The organism is Blastococcus xanthinilyticus (assembly GCF_008124835.1).
GTDB classification, from domain to species: Bacteria; Actinomycetota; Actinomycetes; order Mycobacteriales; family Geodermatophilaceae; genus Blastococcus; species Blastococcus xanthinilyticus.
In genome coordinates, this window is sequence record NZ_VNHW01000005.1 from 59,367 (window position 1) to 79,733 (window position 20,367).

Consider the following 20,367-nt stretch of genomic DNA (forward strand, 5'->3'; position numbering starts at 1 on the left):
CACCACGACACCGCGGCCCCCCGGGGCAGCGGTGTCGTGGTGTTCCGCCCGGTACCGGGCCTCGGCGGGCTCACGCCACGGTGGGCCTCCGCCACGGTGGGGGCAGGGGGTCCGTCAGCGGCGGTAGGTGCCGGTGAGCTCCGCGGCGGGCGCCGCCTCGTCCGCGCGCCGCCGCACGGTCCCGGCGACCCAGGCGGGCACGCCGCGGGCGGCGAGCAGCGCCACCGCGGCGTCGGCCTGCTCCGGGGCGACGGCGGCGACCATCCCGACGCCGCAGTTGAAGGCCCGCTCGCTCTCCGCCCGGGGCACCCCGTGCTCCTCCATCAGCCGGACCGCGTCGGGCAGCGCCCAGGTGCCGCGGTCCAGCACCGCCTGCAGCCCGTCGGGGACCACCCGTGCGGTGTTGCCGGCCAGCCCGCCGCCGGTGATGTGCGCCAGCGCGTGCACCGTGTCCACGCCGAGCTCGGCGACCAGGGCCAGGCAGTCGAGGGCGTAGATGCGGGTGGGCTCGAGCAGCTCCTCGCCCAGCGGCCGGTCGAGCCCGGCCGGCGTCGCGTGCAGGTCGAGCCCCGCGGCGCCCACCACGTGGCGCACCAGCGAGTAGCCGTTGGAGTGGAAGCCCGACGACGCCATCGCGACGACGGCGTCGCCCTCGCGCACCCGCTCGGGGCCCAGCACCGCGTCGGCCTCGACGACGCCGACCGCGGTGGCCGCGAGGTCGTACTCGTCGGCGTCCATCAGGTCGCCGTGCTCCGCGGTCTCCCCGCCCACCAGGGCGGCGCCGGCCTGGGTGCAGCCCGCGGCGATGCCGGTGACGATGGCGGCGATCCGCTCGGGGACGACCTTTCCGCAGGCCACGTAGTCCTGGAGGAACAGCGGCTCGGCCCCGCAGGCGACGAGGTCGTCGACGACCATCGCCACCAGGTCGATGCCCACCGTGTCGTGCCGGTCCAGCTGCCGCGCCAGGGCGATCTTGGTGCCGACGCCGTCGGTGGAGGACGCCAGCAGCGGCCTGCGGTACTTCTGGGTGTCCAGGGCGAACAGCCCGGCGAACCCGCCGAGCCCGCCGACCACCTCGGGCCGGTTGGTGCGCTCGACCGCCGCCCGCATCAGGGTGACGGCGCGCTCCCCGGCGTCGATGTCGACGCCGGAGGCCGCGTAGGTGAACTCCTCGCGCACTCCTCGGCCGGTGCTCACGGGCGGCGCAGCGCGTCCTCGGCGCCACCGGGGATCGCCGCGCTGCCGGCCTGCTGACCGGTCCAGCCGCTCACCGCGCGCTGGCCGATCCCCTCCAGGACGTGCTTCCCGAGCACCTCGGGAGTGCCCAGGTCGATCGGGTACTCGCCGGTGAAGCAGGCGGTGCACAGCCGGTTGACCGGCTGCTCGGTCGCGGCGATCAGCCCCTGCTCGGAGACGTAGCCGAGGGAGTCGGCGTTGATGGAGGCGCGCACCCCGTCGATGTCCAGCCCGTTGGCGATCAGCTCGGCACGGCTGGCGAAGTCGATGCCGTAGAAGCACGGCCACTTCACCGGCGGCGAGGAGATGCGGACGTGCACCTCGACCGCGCCGGCCTCCCGCAGCATGCGGATCAGCGCGCGCTGGGTGTTGCCGCGCACGATCGAGTCGTCGACGACGACCAGCCGCTTGCCCCGGATGACGTCGCGCAGCGGGTTCAGCTTCAGCCGGATGCCCAGCTGCCGGATCGTCTGGCTCGGCTGGATGAAGGTGCGGCCCACGTAGGAGTTCTTCACCAGGCCGAGGCCGTAGGGGATCCCGGACGCCTCGGCGTAGCCGACGGCGGCCGGGGTGCCCGACTCCGGCACCGGGATGACCAGGTCGGCCTCGGCCGGGTGCTCCTTGGCCAGCCGGCGGCCGATCTCGACCCGGGCGGCGTGCACGCCACGGCCGGAGATCGTGGTGTCGGGCCGGGCGAGGTAGACGTACTCGAAGACGCAGCCCTTCGGCGCCGCCGGAGCGAAGTGCTGGCTGCGCAGGCCGTTCTCGTCGATCGCGATCAGCTCGCCGGGCTCCACCTCGCGCACCACGGAGGCGCCGACGATGTCCAGGGCGGCCGTCTCGCTGGCCACCACCCAGCCGCGCTCCAGCCGACCGAGCACCAGCGGACGGACCCCCTGCGGGTCGCGGGCCGCGTACAGGGTGTCCTCGTCCATGAAGGTGATCGAGAAGGCGCCGCGCAGCTGCGGCAGCACCTCCATCGCGGCCGCCTCGACCGAGATGTCCTGGTAGGAGGCGATCAGCGCCGTCACCAGGTCGGAGTCGGTGGTGGCGGCGAAGGCGCCCGGGACACCGGCGTCGGCGGCCCGGCTGGCCAGCTCGGCGGTGTTCACCAGGTTCCCGTTGTGACACAGCGCCAGCCCGGTGCCGGCCTCGGTCGTCCGGAACGTGGGCTGCGCGTTCTCCCACGTGGAGGAGCCGGTGGTGGAGTACCGGGTGTGGCCCACGGCCAGGTGGCCGCGCAGGCTGCCCAGGGTCGCCTCGTCGAACACCTGGCTGACCAGGCCGAGGTCCTTGTAGACGACGACGGAGGCCCCGTCGGACACCGCGATGCCGGCCGCCTCCTGCCCGCGGTGCTGGAGGGCGTACAGACCGAAATAGGTCAGCTTCGCGACCTCCTCCCCCGGCGCCCAGACCCCGAAGACGCCACAGGCGTCCTGGGGACCGGGGAACTGGGGGTCGAGGTCGTGCGTCAGCCGTCCATCACCGCGAGGCACGGGTCGAGCGTACCGGCGCGGGGCGCTTCTCCCGGCGCCGAGGTGGTGTCCCGTGTCACCCGGGCCTCAGCGGACGTTCGACAGCTCCGCCGCGATCGTCGTGTCGTCGCCGTGCCCGGTGCGCACCACGGTGTCGCCGTGCAGACTGAGCAGCTGGGCCCGGATCGAGTTCACGATGGTCGGGTGGTCGCTGAACGACCGGCCGGTCGCGCCGGGGCCGCCGCAGAACAGCGTGTCTCCGGTGAACACCGTCCGCAGGTCGGGAGCGTGCAGGCAGGTGCTGCCCGGCGAGTGGCCGGGGGTGTGCAGCGCCGTCAGCGTCACGCCGGCCACGCGGAAGCGGCTGCCGGCCCGCAGCTCCTCGTCGGGCGCGGCGTCCGGGTGGGTCATGTCCCAGAGCATCCGGTCGGCGGGGTTGAACCAGATCGGGGCCCCGGTGGCCGCGCGCAGGGCCGGCGCGGCGGTGATGTGGTCGTTGTGCCCGTGCGTCAGGACGATCGCGGTGACCGTCCGGCCGCCGACCGCCTCGACGATCGGAGCGGCGTCGTGCGGGGCGTCGATGACCAGCACCTCGTCGTCGTCGCCGACGAGCCAGACGTTGTTCTCGACGTCGAAGTCCTGCCCGTCCAGGCTGAAGACGCCGGGGACGACGACCTTGTCGATGCGCGCGGCCATCAGAACACCACCACGGATCGCAGGACCTCGCCCTTGTGCATCTTGTCGAAGGCGCCCTCGACGTCGCCCAGCCCGATGGTCTCGGAGACGAAGGCGTCGAGGTCGAAGCGGCCCTGCAGGTAGAGGTCGACCAGCATCGGGAAGTCGCGGCTGGGCAGGCAGTCGCCGTACCAGGAGGACTTGATCGCCCCGCCCCGGCCGAAGATCTCGATCGCCGGCAGGGTGACCTCCATGCCCGGGGTCGGGACGCCGACCATCACCACCCGGCCGGCCAGGTCGCGGGCGTAGAACGCCTGCTCGAAGACCTTCGGATGGCCCACGGCGTCGATGGCGACGTCCACGCCGAAGCCGCCGGTGAGCGCCTTGATGGCCTCGACCGCGTCGGTCTCCTCCGAGTTCACCGTGTGGGTGGCGCCGAACTGCTTCGCCCACTCCAGCTTCCGGTCCTCGATGTCGACGGCGATGATCGTCGTCGCCCCGGCCAGCTTGGCGCCGGCGATCGCGGCGTCGCCCACCCCGCCGCAGCCGAAGACGGCGACGGTCTCACCACGCTGCACCTGGCCGGTGTTGATCGCGGCGCCGACGCCGGCCATCACGCCGCAGCCCAGCAGGCCGGCGGAGGCCGGCGGCGCGGCCGGGTCGACCTTGGTGCACTGCCCGGAGTGGACGAGCGTCTTCTCGGCGAACGCCCCGATGCCCAGCGCCGGGGAGAGCTCGGTGCCGTCGGTCAGCGTCATCTTCTGCGTGGCGTTGTGGGTGTTGAAGCAGTACTGCAGCTGCCCCTTGCGGCAGGCCCGGCACTCGCCGCAGACGGCGCGCCAGTTCAGGACGACGTAGTCGCCGACGGCGACGTTGCTGACGCCCTCGCCGACGGCCGACACCACACCCGCCGCCTCGTGGCCGAGGAGGAACGGGAAGTCGTCGTTGATGCCGCCCTCGCGGTAGTGCAGGTCGGTGTGGCAGACCCCGCACGCCTGCACGTCGACGACCGCCTCACCCGGCCCCGGGTCGGGGACCACGATGGTCTCCACCGTGACCGGCTGTCCCTTGCCGCGGGCGATGACGCCCTGCACCTCGTACGCCATGCGGTCGACCCTATGGCCCGCCGTGATGAGTCGCTTCGACGGCCGGAATTGACCACAGCGGGTCACATAGCGATCACGTTCGCATGTTGAATGTGCAATTTCTCCGATAAAGAACGTACGGTGCGCCCCGAAAGCGACCGATATCACAGACGATCGGGCGCGTCCCGGTCGTGCCCGTCCGATCACCTGTCCCATCCGCCCCCGGAGGTTCCCCCCGTGGCAGTACCCAGCTTCCTGGCCCGCGAGCGCATCGTCGCCCGGCCAGGCTTCAACCGGTGGCTCATCCCACCGGCGGCGCTCGCCGTGCACCTGTGCATCGGCCAGGCGTACGCCACCAGCGTCTACAAGGTCGCCCTCGTCGAGCACTTCGACGCCAGCCTGACCGCGATCGGCATCATCTTCTCGATCGCCATCGTGATGCTGGGCCTGTCGGCGGCCGTCTTCGGCACCTGGGTGGACAAGAACGGCCCGCGTGCCGCGATGTTCACCTCGGCCGTCTTCTGGGTCTCCGGCTTCCTCGTCGGCTCCCTCGGCATCTACACCGAGCAGCTCTGGCTCCTCTACCTCGGCTACGGCGTCCTCGGCGGCATCGGCCTGGGCATCGGCTACATCTCGCCGGTGTCCACGCTGATCAAGTGGTTCCCCGACCGCCCGGGCCTGGCCACCGGCATGGCGATCATGGGCTTCGGTGGTGGTGCGCTCATCGCCTCGCCGCTGTCCCGCCAGCTGATGAACTGGTACGACCCGAACTACGACCCGGCCGTCGCCGGCACGGTGCCCAGCGGCAACGCGGTCGCCGGGCTGTTCCTCACCCTGGGTCTGCTGTACCTGGTCTTCATGATGTTCGGCGCGTTCATCGTCCGCGTGCCGGCGGCGAACTGGCGGCCCGACGGCTTCGACCCGTCGACCGTCAAGGCCAAGTCGCTGGTCACCACCGAGAACGTGTCGGCCAACAACGCGATCAAGACGCCGCAGTTCTGGCTGCTGTGGACCGTCCTGTTCTGCAACGTGACCGCGGGCATCGGCATCCTCGAGCAGGCCGCCCCGATGATCCAGGACTTCTTCCGCACCGGTGAGACCTCCACGGTCCTCGCCGCCACGGCCGCGGGCTTCGTCGGCCTGCTCTCGCTGTTCAACATGGCGGGCCGGTTCGTGTGGTCGTCCACCTCGGACTACATCGGCCGCAAGCCGATCTACATGGTGTACCTCGGCGTCGGGATCATCCTGTACGTCATCCTGGCCACCCTGGGCAGCACGGCGACCTGGATCTTCGTCGTCACCGCCGCCATCATCATCAGCTTCTACGGCGGTGGCTTCGCCACGGTGCCGGCGTACCTGCGCGACCTCTTCGGCACCTACCAGGTGGGCGCCATCCACGGCCGGCTGCTGACCGCGTGGGCGGCCGCCGGTATCGCCGGGCCGCTGATCGTCAACGGCGTGCTCGACTCCCGGGGCACCCCGGGCCAGCTCGTCGCCGGTGACTACCGGCCCGCGCTGTTCATCATGGTGGGCCTGCTCGCCGTCGGCTTCGTCGCCAACCTGCTGATCAAGCCGGTGTCGGAGAAGTACTTCGAGCCCAAGCCGACCGACGTCCCGACCGCTGCGGCGGCCCCCGAGAGGAGCACCGTCCGATGAGCCACCCCGCGTCCACGGCCGGCGACCAGCCGACCACGCACACCCCCACGGGCCTCATCGCCTTCGCCTGGGCACTGGTGGGCGTCCCGCTGGCCTACGGCCTGTACAACACGATCAAGGCAGCCAGCGCACTCTTCGGCTGAGCCACCTGACCTCGACGCCCCCGTCCGCATCGCGCGGACGGGGGCGTCGTGCTGTGCACATCGTCGGCCTACCGGCCGACACGGCGGCCAGCTGCCGTCCCCCCGTTGCATCGAGCCCGTCCGCCGCACCCGGCGGGAACCCTCCGGGCCCTCCACCGGGCACTGCCGCCCGCAGGGCGGCTCACCGCAGAGGGCGCAGCGGCAGGTTCGCCGACAGGTCCGCCCGGTTGCCGCTGGCGGTGACCTTCCCCGCGGCCACGGCCTCGTCCCAGGTCGTCTGCCCGGTGGCCAGGCGCAGCCAGGTGGCGGCGTCGGTCTCGACGACGTTCGGCGGGGTGCCGCGGGTGTGCCGCGGCCCCTCGACGCACTGGACGGCGACGTGCGGCGGCACCCGCAGCTCCACCGATCGCCCCGGCACCTGCTGGGCCAGCCAGCGCGCCGTGGTCTTCACCGCGGCCCCGACCACGGCCCGCGGCGGCTGATCGGCCTCACCGGCCAGCCAGCCCCGCACCGGGTCGACCGCGGCCCGCAGCTCCTCGGCCGGGATCGGGGCCGGCATCAGGAGGTCGGGACGGTGCCCGCCGGGACGGTGGACGGCGTGCTGTGCTCCGGGCCGCCGAACAGCGCCGGGAGCGTCGCGCTCCAGGCCGCACGCAGCTCGGCGAGCGGCAGCTCCAGCCCGCCGGCCACGAGGGCGTCGCCGCCGGTGGTCCCGAGCTCGGTCACCGGCACCCCGGCCCAGCGCGCCGTCGTCTTCACGCCGCCGGGATCCGACGTCGTGACGATCGCCCGAGCCGTGGACTCGCTGAACAGCGCCGTGAACTGGTCCTCACCGAGCTCCAGCCGGGCACCCACGCCGTGGCGCAGCGCCGACTCGGCCAGCCCCTGGGCCAGCCCGCCGTCGGCCAGGTCGTGCGCGGAGCTGATCAGGCCCTCCCGGCCGACCGCGCCCAGCAGCTCCCCGAGCGCCCGCTCGGCGGCCAGGTCGACCGCCGGCGGCTTCCCGCCGAGGTGGCCGTGCACGACGCTCGCCCAGGCCGAGCCGCCGAACTCCGGCCGCGTCTCGCCGAGCAGCAGGACGGTCTCGCCGTCCTGCCGCCAGCCCGAGCCCACCCGGGTGCGCACGTCCTCGTGCACCCCGAGGACGCCGATGACCGGCGTCGGGTTGATCGGCACGTCGCCGGTCTGGTTGTAGAGGCTCACGTTGCCGCCGGTGACCGGCAGGCCGAGCTCGCGGCAGCCGTCGGCGAGGCCGCGCACGGCTTGCGCGAACTGCCACATGACCTCGGGCTCCTCGGGCGAACCGAAGTTGAGGCAGTTGGTGACGGCGAGGGGCTTCGCGCCGGAGACGGCGACGTTGCGGTAGGCCTCGGCCAGGTTCAGCTTGGCCCCGGCGTAGGGGTCCAGCCGGGCGTAGCGGGCGTTGCCGTCGAGGGAGAGCGCGATGCCGCGGTTGGACTCCTCGTCGATGCGCAGCACGCCGGCGTCGTCGGGCTGCGCCAGCACGGTGTTGCCCCGGACGTAGCGGTCGTACTGCTCGGTCACCCAGGTCTTGTCCGCGCCGTCCGGGCTGCTGACGACGGCGAGCCAGTGGGCCTGCAGCTCCGCGGGCGTCGTGGGCCTCGGCAGGTCCGCCGCGTCGTCGGCCTGCAGCGCGTCGAGGTCCCGCGGGCGGGCCATGGGGCGCTCGTAGACCGGGCCCTCGTGCGCCACGGTGCGCGGCGGGACGTCGACGATCCGCTCGCCGTGCCAGTCGACGGTCAGCCGGTCGCCGTCGGTGACCTCACCGATGACGGTGGCCAGCACGTCCCACTTCCGGCAGACGGCGAGGAAGGCGTCGACCTTGGCCGGCTCGACGATCGCGCACATCCGCTCCTGCGACTCGCTCATCAGGATCTCGGCGGGCGTCAGGGTGCTGTCGCGCAGCGGGACGGTGTCCAGGTCGACGTGCATGCCGCCGGTGCCGGCGCTGGCCAGCTCGGAGGTGGCGCAGGACAGTCCGGCGCCGCCGAGGTCCTGGATGCCGGTGACCAGGTCCTGGGCGAAGATCTCCAGGCACGCCTCGATGAGCAGCTTCTCGGTGAACGGGTCGCCCACCTGGACGCTGGGTCGCTTGGCCGGGCCCCCGGTGCCGTCCGACCGAGTGTCGAAGGTCTCGCTGGCCAGCACGCTGACCCCGCCGATGCCGTCGCCGCCGGTGCGGGCGCCGAAGAGGATCACCTTGTTGCCGGCGCCCTCGGCCTTGGCCAGGCGCACGTCCTCGTGCCTCATGACACCGACGCACAGCGCGTTGACCAGCGGGTTGCCGGCGTAGCAGTCGTCGAAGAGCAGCTCGCCGCCGATGTTGGGCAGGCCCAGGCAGTTGCCGTAGCCGCCGACCCCGGCGACGACGCCGGGCAGCACGCGGGCGGTGTCGGGGGCGTCGGCCCGGCCGAAGCGCAGGCTGTCCATGACCGCGATCGGGCGGGCGCCCATGGTCAGGATGTCGCGGACGATGCCGCCGACGCCCGTGGCCGCGCCCTGGTACGGCTCGACGTAGCTGGGGTGGTTGTGCGACTCGACCTTGAAGGTGACCGCGTAGCCGTCCCCGACGTCCACGACGCCGGCGTTCTCGCCGATGCCCACCAGCAGTGCGTCGCTGGGCGGGAGATCGCCGAACTGGCGCAGGTGCACCTTGGAGCTCTTGTAGGAGCAGTGCTCGCTCCACATGACCGAGTACATCGCCAGCTCGGCGGTGGTGGGCCGCCGGCCGAGGATCGCCTTGATCCGGTCGTACTCGTCGGCCTTGAGGCCGAGCTCGGCGTAGGGCTGCTCGTCCTCCGGCGTGCTCGCCGCCAGGTCGACGGTGTCGAGCCGGCCGGTCAGCCGGCCCGGCCCGGTGTCGAGCTCCGAGAGCCCCGCGGTGGCGCTCGCCTGCCCCGCCGTCCGGTCCTCGCTCACGCGTTCACGACCGCCTTCAGGACGCTGGTGAAGAAGCCCAGGCCGTCGGTGCTCGGCCCGGTGAGGTCCTCGATCGCGTGCTCGGGGTGCGGCATGAGCCCGACGACGCGCCCGTTCTCGCTGGCCACCCCGGCGATGTCGCGGGAGCTGCCGTTGGGGTTGCCGTCCGCGTAGCGGAACACGACCCGGCCCTCGCCCTCCAGCCGGTCCAGGTCGGCGTCGGAGCCGACGTAGCGGCCCTCGCCGTTCTTGACCGGGATGACGATGCGCTGGCCGACCCGGTAGTCCTGGGTCCAGGCGGTGTCGGCGCGCTCGACGGCCAGCACCTGGTCGCGGTTGCGGAAGTGCAGGTGGCTGTTGCGGGTCAGCGCCCCGGGCAGCAGGCCGGCCTCGCAGAGCACCTGGAAGCCGTTGCAGATGCCCAGCACGGGCAGGCCACCGTTGGCCGCGGTGACGACGTCCTGCATCAGCGGGGAGCGGGCGGCGATGGCACCGGCACGCAGGTAGTCGCCGTAGGAGAAGCCGCCGGGCAGGACGACGGCGTCGACGTCCTGCAGGTCGTGGTCGGCGTGCCAGAGGGCGACCGGCTCACCCCCGGCCAGCCGCACCGCGCGCGCGGCGTCGACGTCGTCCAGGGAGCCCGGGAAGGTGATGACACCGATGCGCACGATTGCTTCAGTCCTTGGGGAGGTGGAGCTCGACGTCCTCGATCACCGGATTGGCGAGCAGCGTCTCGGCGATCTGCTTCAGCTCGGCCTCGTCGGGGGTCCCGTCGACCTCGAGGACGAAATGCTTGCCCTGGCGGACGCTCCGGACGGAGTCGTGGCCGAGCCGGCCGAGCGCGCCGAGCACCGCCTGACCCTGGGGGTCGGAGATCTCTGGCTTCAGGACGACGTCGACGACCACCCGGGACACGCCGCCGAGGGTACCGGGAGACGACGGGGGCCCCGGCGGGCGCTGCCGCGGAACGCCCGGGCCGGCCGCCCGGGCGGCCTTTCCGCAAGGAATCCGCAAGGCACGCCCTACTCCGGCGCAAGACTCCTCACCCGGCGGGGTGAGAGCGCTTGGTCGCTGTTCCCCGAGCTGCCGCGCCGCCGTGAACTGGGTGCAGAACGGACGACGCCCGTCGTCCCGGACGCCCCAGAGAGGCACACCGTGAAGCTGCGCATCACCACCAAGCTCCCCCGACGGCTCGTCGTCGTGGCCCTGTTCGTCGTCGCCCTGATCGGCGGTGGCATCGCCACGGCCGCGTGGCTGGTGAGCGGCACCGGCTCGGCCACGACGCAGGCGGCGACGGCCGTCAACCTCACCGTCTCCGCCGGCACGCCCACCGCGACGCTGTATCCGGGCGCCTCGGGTGCGGTGGTGGCCAGCGTGGCCAACCCGAACCCGTTCCCGGTGCGCGTGACCAGTGCGTCGTTCGGTGCCGTCACCGTGACCCCGCTGGCCGGCCGCACGTGCACCGCCGCCAGCCTCACCGTCTCGGGCCCCGTGACCCTGGGCTCGCCCGTCAACCTGTCCGCGAACTCCGGCGCGACCGCGGTGACCATCCCGAACGCAGTCACCATGGTCTCCAGCGCCGACAACGGCTGCCAGGGCGCCACGTACAGCGTCCAGGTCACGCTGTCCGGCGCCTCTGCCTGACCGTCGTGGAGGACGCCGCGGGGCGCGGCGTCCTCCACGACGACCACCACGACCACCACGACCACCACGACCACCACGACCACCACGACGACGAGAGGAGAACCGACATGCTGCGAACCCTGACCCTCCGGTTGGCCGTCGTCGCGTTCGCTCTCGTCCCGCTCCTGCTCGCCGCGGATCCGGCATCCGCGGCGTGGGCCACCAAGGGTGCGGGCCCGGCCCGCGCCCAGGCCGTGGTCATCCCGCAGACGGCGACCCCGGCGGCCACCAAGGCCACCCCCGCGCCGCAGTACCTGCCCGTCTACACGCTGACCTGGACCACCACCAAGCACTCCGGAGGCCGCGGGGTGATCGGCTACCAGGTCCGGCGCACCCAGTGGCAGGGCTCCGGTCTCGTCGTCACGAGCGGCACGTGCGCGGGCACCACCGTCGACGGCATGCCCAACGTCTTCGTGCCGAGCGACCCGGACGCACCGACCCAGTCGTGCACCGATCTCGACGCCTACACCAGCGGGACGGTCTCGTACACCGTCACCCCGGTGATGGGCCGCTGGACCGGCCCGACGTCGACGTCGTCGCCCTCCTACAGCTGAGCCCTCCGCGCGACGGCGCCCTCAGCCGAACGAGCGGCCGGTGAGCCGTTCGTAGGCGGTCACGTAGCGATCCCGGGTCGCGGCGACGACGTCCGAGGGCAGCTCCGGCGGCGGCGATACCCGGTCCCAGCCGGACGACGTCAGCCAGTCGCGCACGAACTGCTTGTCGTACGACGGCTGCACCGATCCCGGGGACCACGACGACGCCGGCCAGAACCGCGAGGAGTCGGGCGTGAGCACCTCGTCGCCGAGCACCAGGGACGCCCCAGCCTCGCCGAACTCGAACTTGGTGTCGGCCAGCACGATCCCGGCACCGCGGGCGATCTCCGCGCCGCGGCGGTACAGCGCCAGCGTCAGCTCGCGCAGCTCCTCCGCGCGGTCGGCACCCACCAGCCCGACGACGGCAGGGAAGTCGATCGGCTCGTCGTGCTCGCCGATCTCCGCCTTCGTCGACGGCGTGAAGACCGGTTCGGGCAGCTGCGACCCCTCGACCAGCCCGGCCGGCAGGACGACGTCGCGGATCGACCCGGTGCGCTCGTACTCCTTGGTGCCGCCACCCGAGAGGTAGCCGCGGGCCACGCACTCGACGGGCAGCATCTCCAGCCGGCGCACCAGCATCGCCCGCCCGGCGACCTCGGACGGCACGTCGACGGCGCTCACCAGGTGGTGCGAGGCACCGAACCGGTCCAGCACCGGGGTGAGCTGCTCGAACCACCACACCGACAGCTGGGTGAGCACCCTCCCCTTGTCGGGGATGGGCGTGGGCAGCACCCAGTCGTAGGCCGAGATCCGGTCCGAGGCGACCAGCAGCAGCCGGTCGCTCCCGGCGTCGTAGATCTCCCGCACCTTGCCGCGGGCGACCAGCGGGAGGTCCACCGTCACGACAGCGCGGCCAGCCGGTCGAACAACGGACCCAAGTTGGCCACGTACTGCTCCGGCCGGCAGATCTCGTCCAGCCGGCCCTCGTCCAGCGTCACGCCCGAGGCGGCGGCCCGGTTCCGCAGCGTCTCGCGGAACGGCGTGCCGCTGTTCCACGTCTCCATCGCCGCCGACTGCACCAGCGCGTACGCGTCCTCCCGGGACTGCCCGCTCTCGACCAGCTCCAGCAGCACCGACGAGGTGTAGATCAGCCCGCCGGTGGACTCCAGGTTCGCCCGCATCCGGTCTGCGTCCACGACCAGGTTCTCCACCAGCCCCGCCGTCAGGTTCAGCAGGTAGTCGGTGGTGATCGCCGCGTCGGGCAGGAAGACCCGCTCGGTGGAGGAGTGCGAGATGTCGCGCTCGTGCCAGAGCGGGATGCCCTCCATCACCGGCACGATCGCGGCCCGCACCACCCGGGCGAGGCCGGCGATGCGCTCGGACCGGATCGGGTTCTTCTTGTGCGGCATCGCGCTCGAGCCCTTCTGGCCCGATCCGAACGCCTCGGCGAGCTCGCGCACTTCGGTGCGCTGGCCGTGCCGGACCTCCAGCGCGATCGCCTCGCACACGGTCGAGATGATCGCCAGCGCCGAGACCCACTCGCTGATGCCGTCGCGCAGCACCACCTGGGTGGAGGCGTCGGCGGGGCGCAGCCCGAGCGCCTCGGCCACGGTGCCCTCGACCGCCGGGTCGATCAGCGAGTACGTGCCGACGGCGCCAGAGATCGCGACGACGCCGACGGCCTCCCGCGCCGCCCGCAGCCGGTCGCGGGACCGGGCGGCGGCGAAGGCGAGGTCGGCGACCCGGTGGCCCCAGACCACGGGCTCGGCGTGCACGCCGTGGGTGCGGCCCACCTTGATCGTGTCCCGGTGCGCCAGGCCGTGATCCCGCAGCGCCGCCACCAGGCGGTCGGCCTTGGCCAGCAGGACGTCGGTCGCGTCGGTCAGCTGCACGGCGAGGGCGGTGTCCAGCAGATCCGAGGACGTCATGCCGTGGTGCACGTAGGCGGCGGCGGAGCGCGGCTCGGTGTTGTCGGCCCAGGCGGTGAGGAAGGCGATGACGTCGTGCTGCGTCGTCTCCTCGATCTCCGCGACCCGCTCCGGGGTGGGCGGCGGCGCGTTGCGCACCGGCTCGACGACGTCGGCGGGCACCCGGCCGGCGGCGGCGTGCGCCTCGAGGACGAGGGTCTCGACCCGGCACCACAGCGCGTACTTGTGCTGGTCGCTCCAGACCCGGCCCATCTCGGGGAGCGTGTAGCGCTCGATCATGCGGGTACCGCCTGCCACTGCTCAGCTCGTCGCACCACGGGTCCATCCTCCCGCAGGGCTGGCAGAGTCTCCCCTGTGGGGCTTCGATGATCGTCCTGAGCCCGTCGCCCCGCCCGGGAGGAACTCGATGCGCGCCCGTGCCCGCGACCTGACCCAACGCGCCCGGAAGCGGATCCGGGACGCCCGCGAGCACGACCCCCACGCGTGGCACCACCACGGCCACGGGGGCACCGCGACCGCCGTCGAGCCGGCTCCGGAGGACGACGCCGACCAGCACCCCGACCACACCGGGGACCACTCCACCGGCGACGAGCACGACGGGGAGGACGCCGGCAGCGGCGCCAGCCGGCCGCCCCTGGGCAGCCCCGAAGCGGGTGCGCCGGACCTGGACGGACCGCTCGGTCCGGGCGGGGTGAGCGGCCCGCCGGAGGGTGGACGCCCGCGCCCGGCCGGCGGACGGGGCCGTCCCCCGGTGGGCGCGACGCGCCGCACGCGGGCCGAGGACGGCGTCCCGGCGGCGCTGCGCACGGCGGCCGCCTGGTCGTGGCGGGTGCTGGTGGTGCTGGCCGGGCTGTACGCGCTGGTCTACGCGATGTCGTCGGTCGCCGTGGTGGTCGTGCCGGTGATCGTCGCGCTGCTGCTGGCCGCCCTGCTGCAGCCCGGCGCCGCCGCGCTGGTGCGGCAGGGGTGGCCCAGGTCCCTGGCGGCGTTCACGATGCTGGTCGTCGGCCTGGGGGTCGTCGCCGGGATCATCGCGCTGGTCGTGAACCGGGTCCTCGCCGGGTTCACCGACCTGGCCAACCAGGTCAGCGAGGGGCTCGAGCAGATCGAGAGCTTCGTCGTCCGCAGCTTCCCGATCACGGCCAACCAGCTCGAGGAGGCGGTCGGCCAGGCGCAGGACTTCCTGGTCAGCAACGAGGAGGAGCTGGCCACCGGCGCCATCACCACCGCCACCACCGTGGGCGAGGTGTTCACCGGGATCGTCCTCGCGCTGTTCACGCTCTTCTTCTTCCTCAAGGACGGCCGGGGCATCTGGCTGTGGCTGGTCGGCCTCTTCCCGGCCGAGTCCCGGGCCTACGTCGACGAGGCGGCCCGCCGGTCGTGGCGCACGCTCATCTCCTACGTGCGGGCCACCGTGGCGGTCGCGCTGGTCGACGCCGTGGGCATCGGCATCGGCCTGGCGATCCTGCAGGTCCCGCTGGTCATCCCGCTGGCCGCGCTGGTGTTCCTCGGCGCCTTCATCCCGATCATCGGGTCGTTCCTCGCCGGGTCCGTGGCGGTGCTGGTCGCCCTGGTCGCGGTGGGCCCGATCAAGGCGCTGATCGCGCTGGCCATCGTCGTGCTGGTCATGCAGCTGGAGGGGCACGTCCTGCAGCCGCTGCTGCTGGGGCGCGCCGTGCACGTGCACCCGCTGGCGGTGGTGCTGTCCATCGCCGCCGGCCTGCTGCTGGGCGGCGTCTTCGGCGCGCTGATCGCCGTGCCGACGGTGGCCTGCGCGAACGTCGCCGGCACCTACCTGAGCCGGCGGCACGACGGGCCCCGCCCGCCGGAGCCGCGCCCCGAACGGGCCCGGCCACCGGTCACTGCGGGCTGATCCGCCCTTCGACGGCGGCCAGCGCGATGTCGGTGCGCCAGTGCGCGCCGGCCAGCCGTACACCGGCCACCCGTTCGTAGGCGGTCTGCCGGGCGGCCGCGAGGTCCGGGCCGGTCGCCGTGACCGCCAGGACCCGCCCGCCGGCGGAGACGACGGTGCCGTCGGCGGCCGGCGCGGTGCCGGCGTGCAGCACCCCCTCGCCGTCGGCGCCGGTGATCGCGTCCCCGGTGCGGGGCGCCTCCGGGTAGCCCGGCGCCGCCACCACCACGGTCACCGCCGCGCCGGGGCGCCAGCGCAGCGGCGGATGCGCGGCCAGCCCCCCGGTCGCGGCGGCGTGCAGCAGCCCGCCCAGCGGCGTCCGGAGCAGCGGCAGCACCACCTGGGTCTCGGGGTCGCCGAAGCGGGCGTTGAACTCCACCACCCGGACCCCCCGGGAGGTCAGCGCGAGCCCGGCGTAGAGCAGCCCGGAGAAGGCCTCCCCCCGGCGGGCCATCTCGTCGACGGTCGGCTGGAGCACCGTGGCCAGCACCTCCTCGACCAGGCCGGGAGGTGCCCAGGGCAGCGGCGCGTAGGCGCCCATGCCGCCGGTGTTCGGACCGCCGTCGCCGTCGTCCCGCCGCTTGGCGTCCTGCGCGGGCAGCAGCGGCAGCACCGTCGTGCCGTCGGTGACGGCGAACAGCGAGACCTCCGGGCCGTCGAGGTACTCCTCGACCAGGACCGCGCCGCCGGCGTCGAGCACCGAGCGGCCGTGGGCGGCGGCGGCCTCCCGGTCCGGGGTGACGACGACGCCCTTGCCGGCCGCCAGCCCGTCGTCCTTGACCACGAACGGTGCGCCGCCGGTCAGCGCGGCCACCTCGTCCAGGGCCGTCTCCAGCTCGGCGGCCCCGCCGACGGCCCAGGAGCGGGCCGTCGGGACGCCGGCTGCCGTCATCACGTGCTTGGCGAAGGACTTGCTGCCCTCCAGCTGGGCGGCCTGCGCCGACGGCCCGAAGCAGGCGATGCCGGCCTCGCGCACCGCATCGGCCGCACCGGCCACCAGCGGCACCTCGGGGCCGATGACGACGAGGTCGGCCCCCCAGTCCCGCGCGAGCGCGGCCACCGCGACCGGGTCCGCCACCGCCAGCGACTCCCCGCCGGCCGGTGGCGGGGCGACCGCCCGCGTTCCCGCGTTGCCGGGGGCGCAGGCGAGCGCGCTCACCCCGGGGTCGGACTGGAGAGCCACGCACAGGGCGTGCTCCCGGGCTCCGGAGCCGATCACCAGCACGCGCACGACCGGCGACCCTACCGACCTCTGCCGGGCGGAGTCGCCGGTCCCGCGGCCGATCGGGCTCCGACCCGTTCAAACCCCACCAGTCACAGACACCCCATGTGATCTGAGCCACTTTCGGGCTGGAATTGCACTGGTCAGTCGAGTGGCCGCTCGATCGTGCGCAATCAGTTTCTTTCAGTTCGCCCCCGATTCATCCGATTCCTGTGTTGTGGGTGCCATGCGCGCGACCGAGTCGCTGGTGGACCGACCAGCGACACGCCTTCCCCGGCCCGTCGTCATCGGACACCGCGGAGCCCCGGCCTACCGGCCGGAGCACACCGCGGCGAGCTTCGAGCTGGCCATCGACCTCGGAGCCGACCTGATCGAGCCCGACGTCGTGGTCAGCCGGGACGGCGTGCTCGTCGTCCGGCACGAGAACGAGCTCTCGCTGAGTACCGACGTCGCCGAACGCCCCGAGTTCGCCGACCGCCGCACCACCAGGGTGGTCGACGGCGCCGCCTGCACCGGCTGGTTCACCGAGGACTTCGATCTCGCCGAGCTCCGGACGCTCCGGGCGATCGAGCGGATGCCCGCCCTGCGCCCGCTCAACACCGCCTACGACGGGCGCTTCGGCATCCTCACCCTCGCCGACGTGGTCGAGCTCGCCCGCTGCCGCTCGACGGCCGACCGGCCGATCCGCGTCCTGGCCGAGCTGAAGCACCCCGAGTGGGCGGCCGCGGCCGGCCTGCCCATGGGCGAGCTGGTCGCCGAGGAGCTCCGCCGGCTCGGCGCCGACACCGCCGACGGCACCGTCGTGGTCCAGGCGTTCGACGCCGCGCTGCTGCGCGAGCTCCGCGGCCGCCTCGGGGACGGCGGCCCGGAGATGGCCCAGCTGGTCTCCGACCAGCCCGTCGGCGACGCCATGGTGACCCCCGCCGGGCTGCGCGAGATCTCCACCTACGCCCAGGCCGTGGCGCCCAGCCGCGACCGGGTGCTGGCCAGCGCGGCCGGCGCCGGGCTGACCGGCACGGCGCACCTCGTGCAGCAGGCGCACGCGGCCCAGCTGGCGGTGTTCTGCTGGACGCTGCGGGCGGAGAACACCTTCCTCCCCCCGCACCTGCGCCGGGGCCGGGAGCCAGGGGCCCAGGGGGACGCCGTCGCCGACGCCGTCGCGCTGCTGTCGCTGGGCCTGGACGGGCTGATCACCGACTCCCCCGACCACGCCGTCCGGGCGCGCACCGCCGTCACCGCGCAGCTGGTCTGAGCCGGCCGGGTCACCGCACCCGGTTCGGCTGCGCGCGCTGCGCCCGGTGCAGCGCCCGGAGCCGGGCGCGTTCCTGCGCCCGGGCCCGCGCGTCCACGCGCAGCTCCTGGCGGTGGGCCTCGGCCTGCAGCTTCCGCCACGACGTGTAGCGCGCGGGGTCGAGCCGCCCGGCCTCGAGCGCCGCGGCGACGGCGCAGCCGGGTTCGGTCCGGTGCGCGCAGTCGCGGTAGCGGCATCCGGCGGCCAGCTCCGCGACGTCGGCGAACGCCCGGTCGACGCCGTCCGCGTCGTCGCGCAGGCCCAGCTCCCGCATGCCGGGGGTGTCGATCAGCAGGCCGCCCCCGGGGAGCAGGTGCAGCTCGCGCGCCGTGGTGGTGTGCCGCCCGCGGCCGTCGTCGCGGATGTCGCGCGTGACGGCCACCGCCCGGCCGGCCAGCGCGTTGGCCAGGCTCGACTTCCCCACGCCTGACGGGCCGACCATCGCGGCCGTGCCGCCGGGGGGCAGGAGCGCCCGGACCGCCTCGAGCCCGGCGCCGGTGACCGAGCTGACGGGCAGCACCGGGACGCCGGGGGCGTCCTCGCCGACCTGCGCGACCACGGCCGGCACGTCCGGGCACAGGTCTGCCTTGGTGAGCACGACGGCCGGTGCGGCACCGCTGCTCCACGCCACGGCCAGGTAGCGCTCGATCCGCCGCACCCGGGCCTCGCCGATCAGCGCGTCGACCACCAGGACGGTGTCCACGTTGGCGGCCACCACCTGGGCCGCCGAGGTCCGGCCCGCGGCCGTGCGGGTGAACGCGCTGGTGCGCGGCAGGACGGCGACCGCCAGCTCCCCGCGCAGGGCCACCCAGTCACCGACGGCGGGCCCGGTCGCCGCGTCGTGCAGCCCCGCCGCGAGGGCTGCCCGCTGCTCACCCGCGGCGGTGCGCACGGTCAGCCGGCCGCGGTCCACCCGCGCCACCCGGCCGGGCTCGCAGCCCGCGGGCAGCGCGGCCGCGCGATCGGCCGTCCAGCCGAGATCAGGGAGCTCCACGCCCGGCATGGTGGGCCCGGGCGAACCCGTCTGTCGCGGCATTTTCGCGACGAGGTGTCCTGTCGCCCCGAGTGGGCCCCGGAGGGGTCCGCGCAGGGGCGACGCAAGGGCTCAGCGCAGCTGGGGGACGACTCCTGGCCGCGGTGTCGTCCGGAGGACGACGATGTCACAGCCAGCGGGCCTGCCCGGTCGTGGCGAGTGGGACCGGAGGCCTCCGCGCAGCCACGACGAAGCGGCTCCACGCAGGCCGGGGACGGCACCTGGCCGCGGTGCGGCCCGGAGGGCCGCGATGAGCACCGTCAACCGATCAGATCGTGGATGACGACGTTCTCGTCCCGGCCCGGGCCGACCCCGATCACGCTGATCCGGGCGCCGGAGAGCTCCTCCAGCCGCCGCACGTAGGCCTGGGCGTTGGGCGGCAGCTCGTCGAAGGTCCGGCAGTGCCGGATGTCCTCGAACCAGCCGGGCATCTCCTCGTAGACCGGCTTGGCGTGGTGGAAGTCGGTCTGCGTCATCGGCATCTCGTCGTGCCGGACGCCGTCGACGTCGTAGGCCACGCAGATCGGCACTCTGTCGAGGCCCGACAGCACGTCGAGCTTGGTGAGGAAGTAGTCGGTGATGCCGTTGACCCGGCTGGCGTAGCGGGCGACGACGGCGTCGAACCAGCCGCAGCGGCGGTCGCGGCCGGTGGTCACGCCGACCTCGCCGCCCTGCTTGCGCAGGTACTCGCCGCTGGCGTCGAACAGCTCGGTCGGGAAGGGGCCGGAGCCGACGCGGGTCGTGTAGGCCTTGAGGATCCCGACGACCCGCTCGATCCGGGTGGGGCCCACGCCGGCGCCGACGGCGGCGCCGCCCGCGGTCGGGTTGGACGACGTGACGAACGGATAGGTGCCGTGGTCGACGTCGAGCAGCGTGCCCTGCGAGCCCTCGAGGAGGACCCACTCGCCGGCGTCGAGGGCCGTGCCGAGCAGCAGGCGGGTGTCGACGATCCGGTGCTTGAGCGCCTCGGCGTAGGCCGTGTACTCCTCGACGACCTCGTCGACGTCGATCGCCTTGCGGTTGTAGACCTTGACCAGGATCTGGTTCTTCTCCTGGAGCGTGCCCTCGAGCTTCTGCCGGAGGATCGACAGGTCCAGCAGGTCCTGCACCCGGATGCCGACGCGGGCCACCTTGTCGCCGTACGCCGGGCCGATGCCGCGGCCGGTGGTGCCGATCTTGCGCTTGCCCAGGAAGCGCTCGGTGACCTTGTCGAGGGCCCGGTGGTGCGGCATGATCAAGTGCGCGTCCGAGGAGATGACCAGCCGCGAGGTGTCCACCCCGCGCTCGTCCAGCCCGGCCAGCTCGCCGATCAGCACCTCGGGGTCGATCACCACACCGTTGCCGATGACCGGCGTGCAGCCCGGCGTCAGGATCCCCGACGGGATCAGGTGGAGGGCGTACTTCTCGCCGTCCGGGGTGATCACCGTGTGACCGGCGTTGTTGCCGCCCTGGTAGCGGACGACGTAGGGCACGCGGCCGCCGAGCAGGTCGGTGGCCTTGCCCTTGCCCTCGTCACCCCACTGGGCACCGATCAGCACGACAGCGGGCATCGGCT

At 73.6% G+C, this 20,367-nt stretch carries 19 protein-coding genes; 6 read left to right on the forward strand and 13 right to left on the reverse strand.

The annotated features are described in order from the left end of the window. Nucleotides 1-114: 114 nt before the first annotated feature. The 4 genes from purM to BD833_RS09155 form a co-directional block, all read right to left on the reverse strand. On the reverse strand, nucleotides 115-1,197 hold the full coding sequence (gene purM / locus BD833_RS09140) for a phosphoribosylformylglycinamidine cyclo-ligase (RefSeq protein ID WP_243737551.1): 1,083 nt from the start codon (nucleotides 1,195-1,197) through the stop codon (nucleotides 115-117). After that, nucleotides 1,194-2,732, reverse strand: a complete 1,539-nt coding sequence (gene purF / locus BD833_RS09145) for an amidophosphoribosyltransferase (protein WP_166532831.1) — start codon at nucleotides 2,730-2,732, stop codon at nucleotides 1,194-1,196. The genes purM and purF overlap by 4 nt, the downstream gene beginning before the upstream one ends. Nucleotides 2,733-2,798: 66 nt before the next feature. Next, a complete protein-coding gene (locus BD833_RS09150) occupies nucleotides 2,799-3,407 on the reverse strand; it encodes an MBL fold metallo-hydrolase (protein ID WP_208092485.1) in 609 nt (202 codons plus the stop codon). Then, a complete protein-coding gene (locus BD833_RS09155) occupies nucleotides 3,407-4,492 on the reverse strand; it encodes an S-(hydroxymethyl)mycothiol dehydrogenase (protein ID WP_166532832.1) in 1,086 nt (361 codons plus the stop codon). Before BD833_RS09155 ends, BD833_RS09150 begins: the two co-directional genes overlap by 1 nt. 216 nt (nucleotides 4,493-4,708) lie before the next feature. Between BD833_RS09155 and BD833_RS09160 the strand changes: the two genes are divergently transcribed. Next, nucleotides 4,709-6,127, forward strand: coding sequence for an OFA family MFS transporter (locus tag BD833_RS09160; RefSeq protein ID WP_208092487.1), 1,419 nt, complete (start codon nucleotides 4,709-4,711; stop codon nucleotides 6,125-6,127). Then, the gene (locus BD833_RS09165; RefSeq protein WP_166532834.1) at nucleotides 6,124-6,270 is read left to right on the forward strand and encodes an MFS transporter small subunit; all 147 of its coding nucleotides are present in this window, start codon (nucleotides 6,124-6,126) and stop codon (nucleotides 6,268-6,270) included. Before BD833_RS09160 ends, BD833_RS09165 begins: the two co-directional genes overlap by 4 nt. Nucleotides 6,271-6,451: 181 nt before the next feature. Here BD833_RS09165 and BD833_RS09170 read toward each other — a convergent pair whose 3' ends face one another. The 4 genes from BD833_RS09170 to purS are packed head-to-tail and all read right to left on the reverse strand — an operon-like array spanning nucleotide 6,452 to nucleotide 10,125. Further along, complete coding sequence (locus BD833_RS09170) at nucleotides 6,452-6,829, reverse strand: sterol carrier family protein (protein WP_166532835.1); 378 nt, start codon at nucleotides 6,827-6,829, stop codon at nucleotides 6,452-6,454. Continuing rightward, nucleotides 6,829-9,210 (reverse strand): phosphoribosylformylglycinamidine synthase subunit PurL, encoded by a 2,382-nt coding sequence (gene purL, locus BD833_RS09175; RefSeq protein ID WP_243737552.1) that lies wholly within the window; start codon nucleotides 9,208-9,210, stop codon nucleotides 6,829-6,831. The genes BD833_RS09170 and purL overlap by 1 nt, the downstream gene beginning before the upstream one ends. Next, entirely contained in the window at nucleotides 9,207-9,878 is a 672-nt protein-coding gene (gene purQ, locus BD833_RS09180; RefSeq protein ID WP_166532836.1) for a phosphoribosylformylglycinamidine synthase subunit PurQ, read from the reverse strand. Before purQ ends, purL begins: the two co-directional genes overlap by 4 nt. A gap of 7 nt (nucleotides 9,879-9,885) precedes the next feature. Then, entirely contained in the window at nucleotides 9,886-10,125 is a 240-nt protein-coding gene (gene purS / locus BD833_RS09185) for a phosphoribosylformylglycinamidine synthase subunit PurS (RefSeq protein WP_040338692.1), read from the reverse strand. Nucleotides 10,126-10,365: 240 nt separating this feature from the next. Between purS and BD833_RS09190 the strand changes: the two genes are divergently transcribed. Both BD833_RS09190 and BD833_RS09195 read left to right on the forward strand, forming a co-directional pair. Then, the gene (locus tag BD833_RS09190; RefSeq protein ID WP_243737553.1) at nucleotides 10,366-10,854 is read left to right on the forward strand and encodes a hypothetical protein; all 489 of its coding nucleotides are present in this window, start codon (nucleotides 10,366-10,368) and stop codon (nucleotides 10,852-10,854) included. A gap of 5 nt (nucleotides 10,855-10,859) precedes the next feature. Next, entirely contained in the window at nucleotides 10,860-11,447 is a 588-nt protein-coding gene (locus tag BD833_RS09195) for a hypothetical protein (RefSeq protein ID WP_166532837.1), read from the forward strand. Between the two features lie 21 nt (nucleotides 11,448-11,468). Here BD833_RS09195 and BD833_RS09200 read toward each other — a convergent pair whose 3' ends face one another. Both BD833_RS09200 and purB read right to left on the reverse strand, forming a co-directional pair. Beyond that, a complete protein-coding gene (locus BD833_RS09200) occupies nucleotides 11,469-12,329 on the reverse strand; it encodes a phosphoribosylaminoimidazolesuccinocarboxamide synthase (protein WP_166532838.1) in 861 nt (286 codons plus the stop codon). Then, complete coding sequence (gene purB / locus BD833_RS09205; RefSeq protein WP_166532839.1) at nucleotides 12,326-13,633, reverse strand: adenylosuccinate lyase; 1,308 nt, start codon at nucleotides 13,631-13,633, stop codon at nucleotides 12,326-12,328. Before purB ends, BD833_RS09200 begins: the two co-directional genes overlap by 4 nt. Nucleotides 13,634-13,760: 127 nt before the next feature. On the opposite strand from purB, the gene BD833_RS09210 reads away from it, so the two are divergent. Beyond that, nucleotides 13,761-15,227 (forward strand): AI-2E family transporter, encoded by a 1,467-nt coding sequence (locus BD833_RS09210; protein ID WP_166532840.1) that lies wholly within the window; start codon nucleotides 13,761-13,763, stop codon nucleotides 15,225-15,227. On the opposite strand, the gene purD is transcribed toward BD833_RS09210, so the two are convergent. After that, the gene (gene purD, locus BD833_RS09215) at nucleotides 15,214-16,497 is read right to left on the reverse strand and encodes a phosphoribosylamine--glycine ligase (RefSeq protein WP_166532841.1); all 1,284 of its coding nucleotides are present in this window, start codon (nucleotides 16,495-16,497) and stop codon (nucleotides 15,214-15,216) included. The two genes, BD833_RS09210 and purD, sit on opposite strands and share 14 nt — an antisense overlap. A 217-nt stretch (nucleotides 16,498-16,714) precedes the next feature. Here purD and BD833_RS09220 point away from each other — a divergent pair, with 217 nt between their 5' ends. Next, nucleotides 16,715-17,740: a glycerophosphodiester phosphodiesterase family protein gene (locus BD833_RS09220; protein ID WP_166532842.1), complete on the forward strand. Its 1,026-nt coding sequence runs from the start codon at nucleotides 16,715-16,717 to the stop codon at nucleotides 17,738-17,740. A 10-nt stretch (nucleotides 17,741-17,750) separates the two neighbouring features. Here BD833_RS09220 and rsgA read toward each other — a convergent pair whose 3' ends face one another. Next, nucleotides 17,751-18,782 (reverse strand): ribosome small subunit-dependent GTPase A, encoded by a 1,032-nt coding sequence (gene rsgA / locus BD833_RS09225; RefSeq protein ID WP_166533068.1) that lies wholly within the window; start codon nucleotides 18,780-18,782, stop codon nucleotides 17,751-17,753. Nucleotides 18,783-19,072: 290 nt separating this feature from the next. Beyond that, nucleotides 19,073-20,362: an adenylosuccinate synthase gene (locus tag BD833_RS09230; RefSeq protein ID WP_166532843.1), complete on the reverse strand. Its 1,290-nt coding sequence runs from the start codon at nucleotides 20,360-20,362 to the stop codon at nucleotides 19,073-19,075. Nucleotides 20,363-20,367 lie beyond the last annotated feature (5 nt).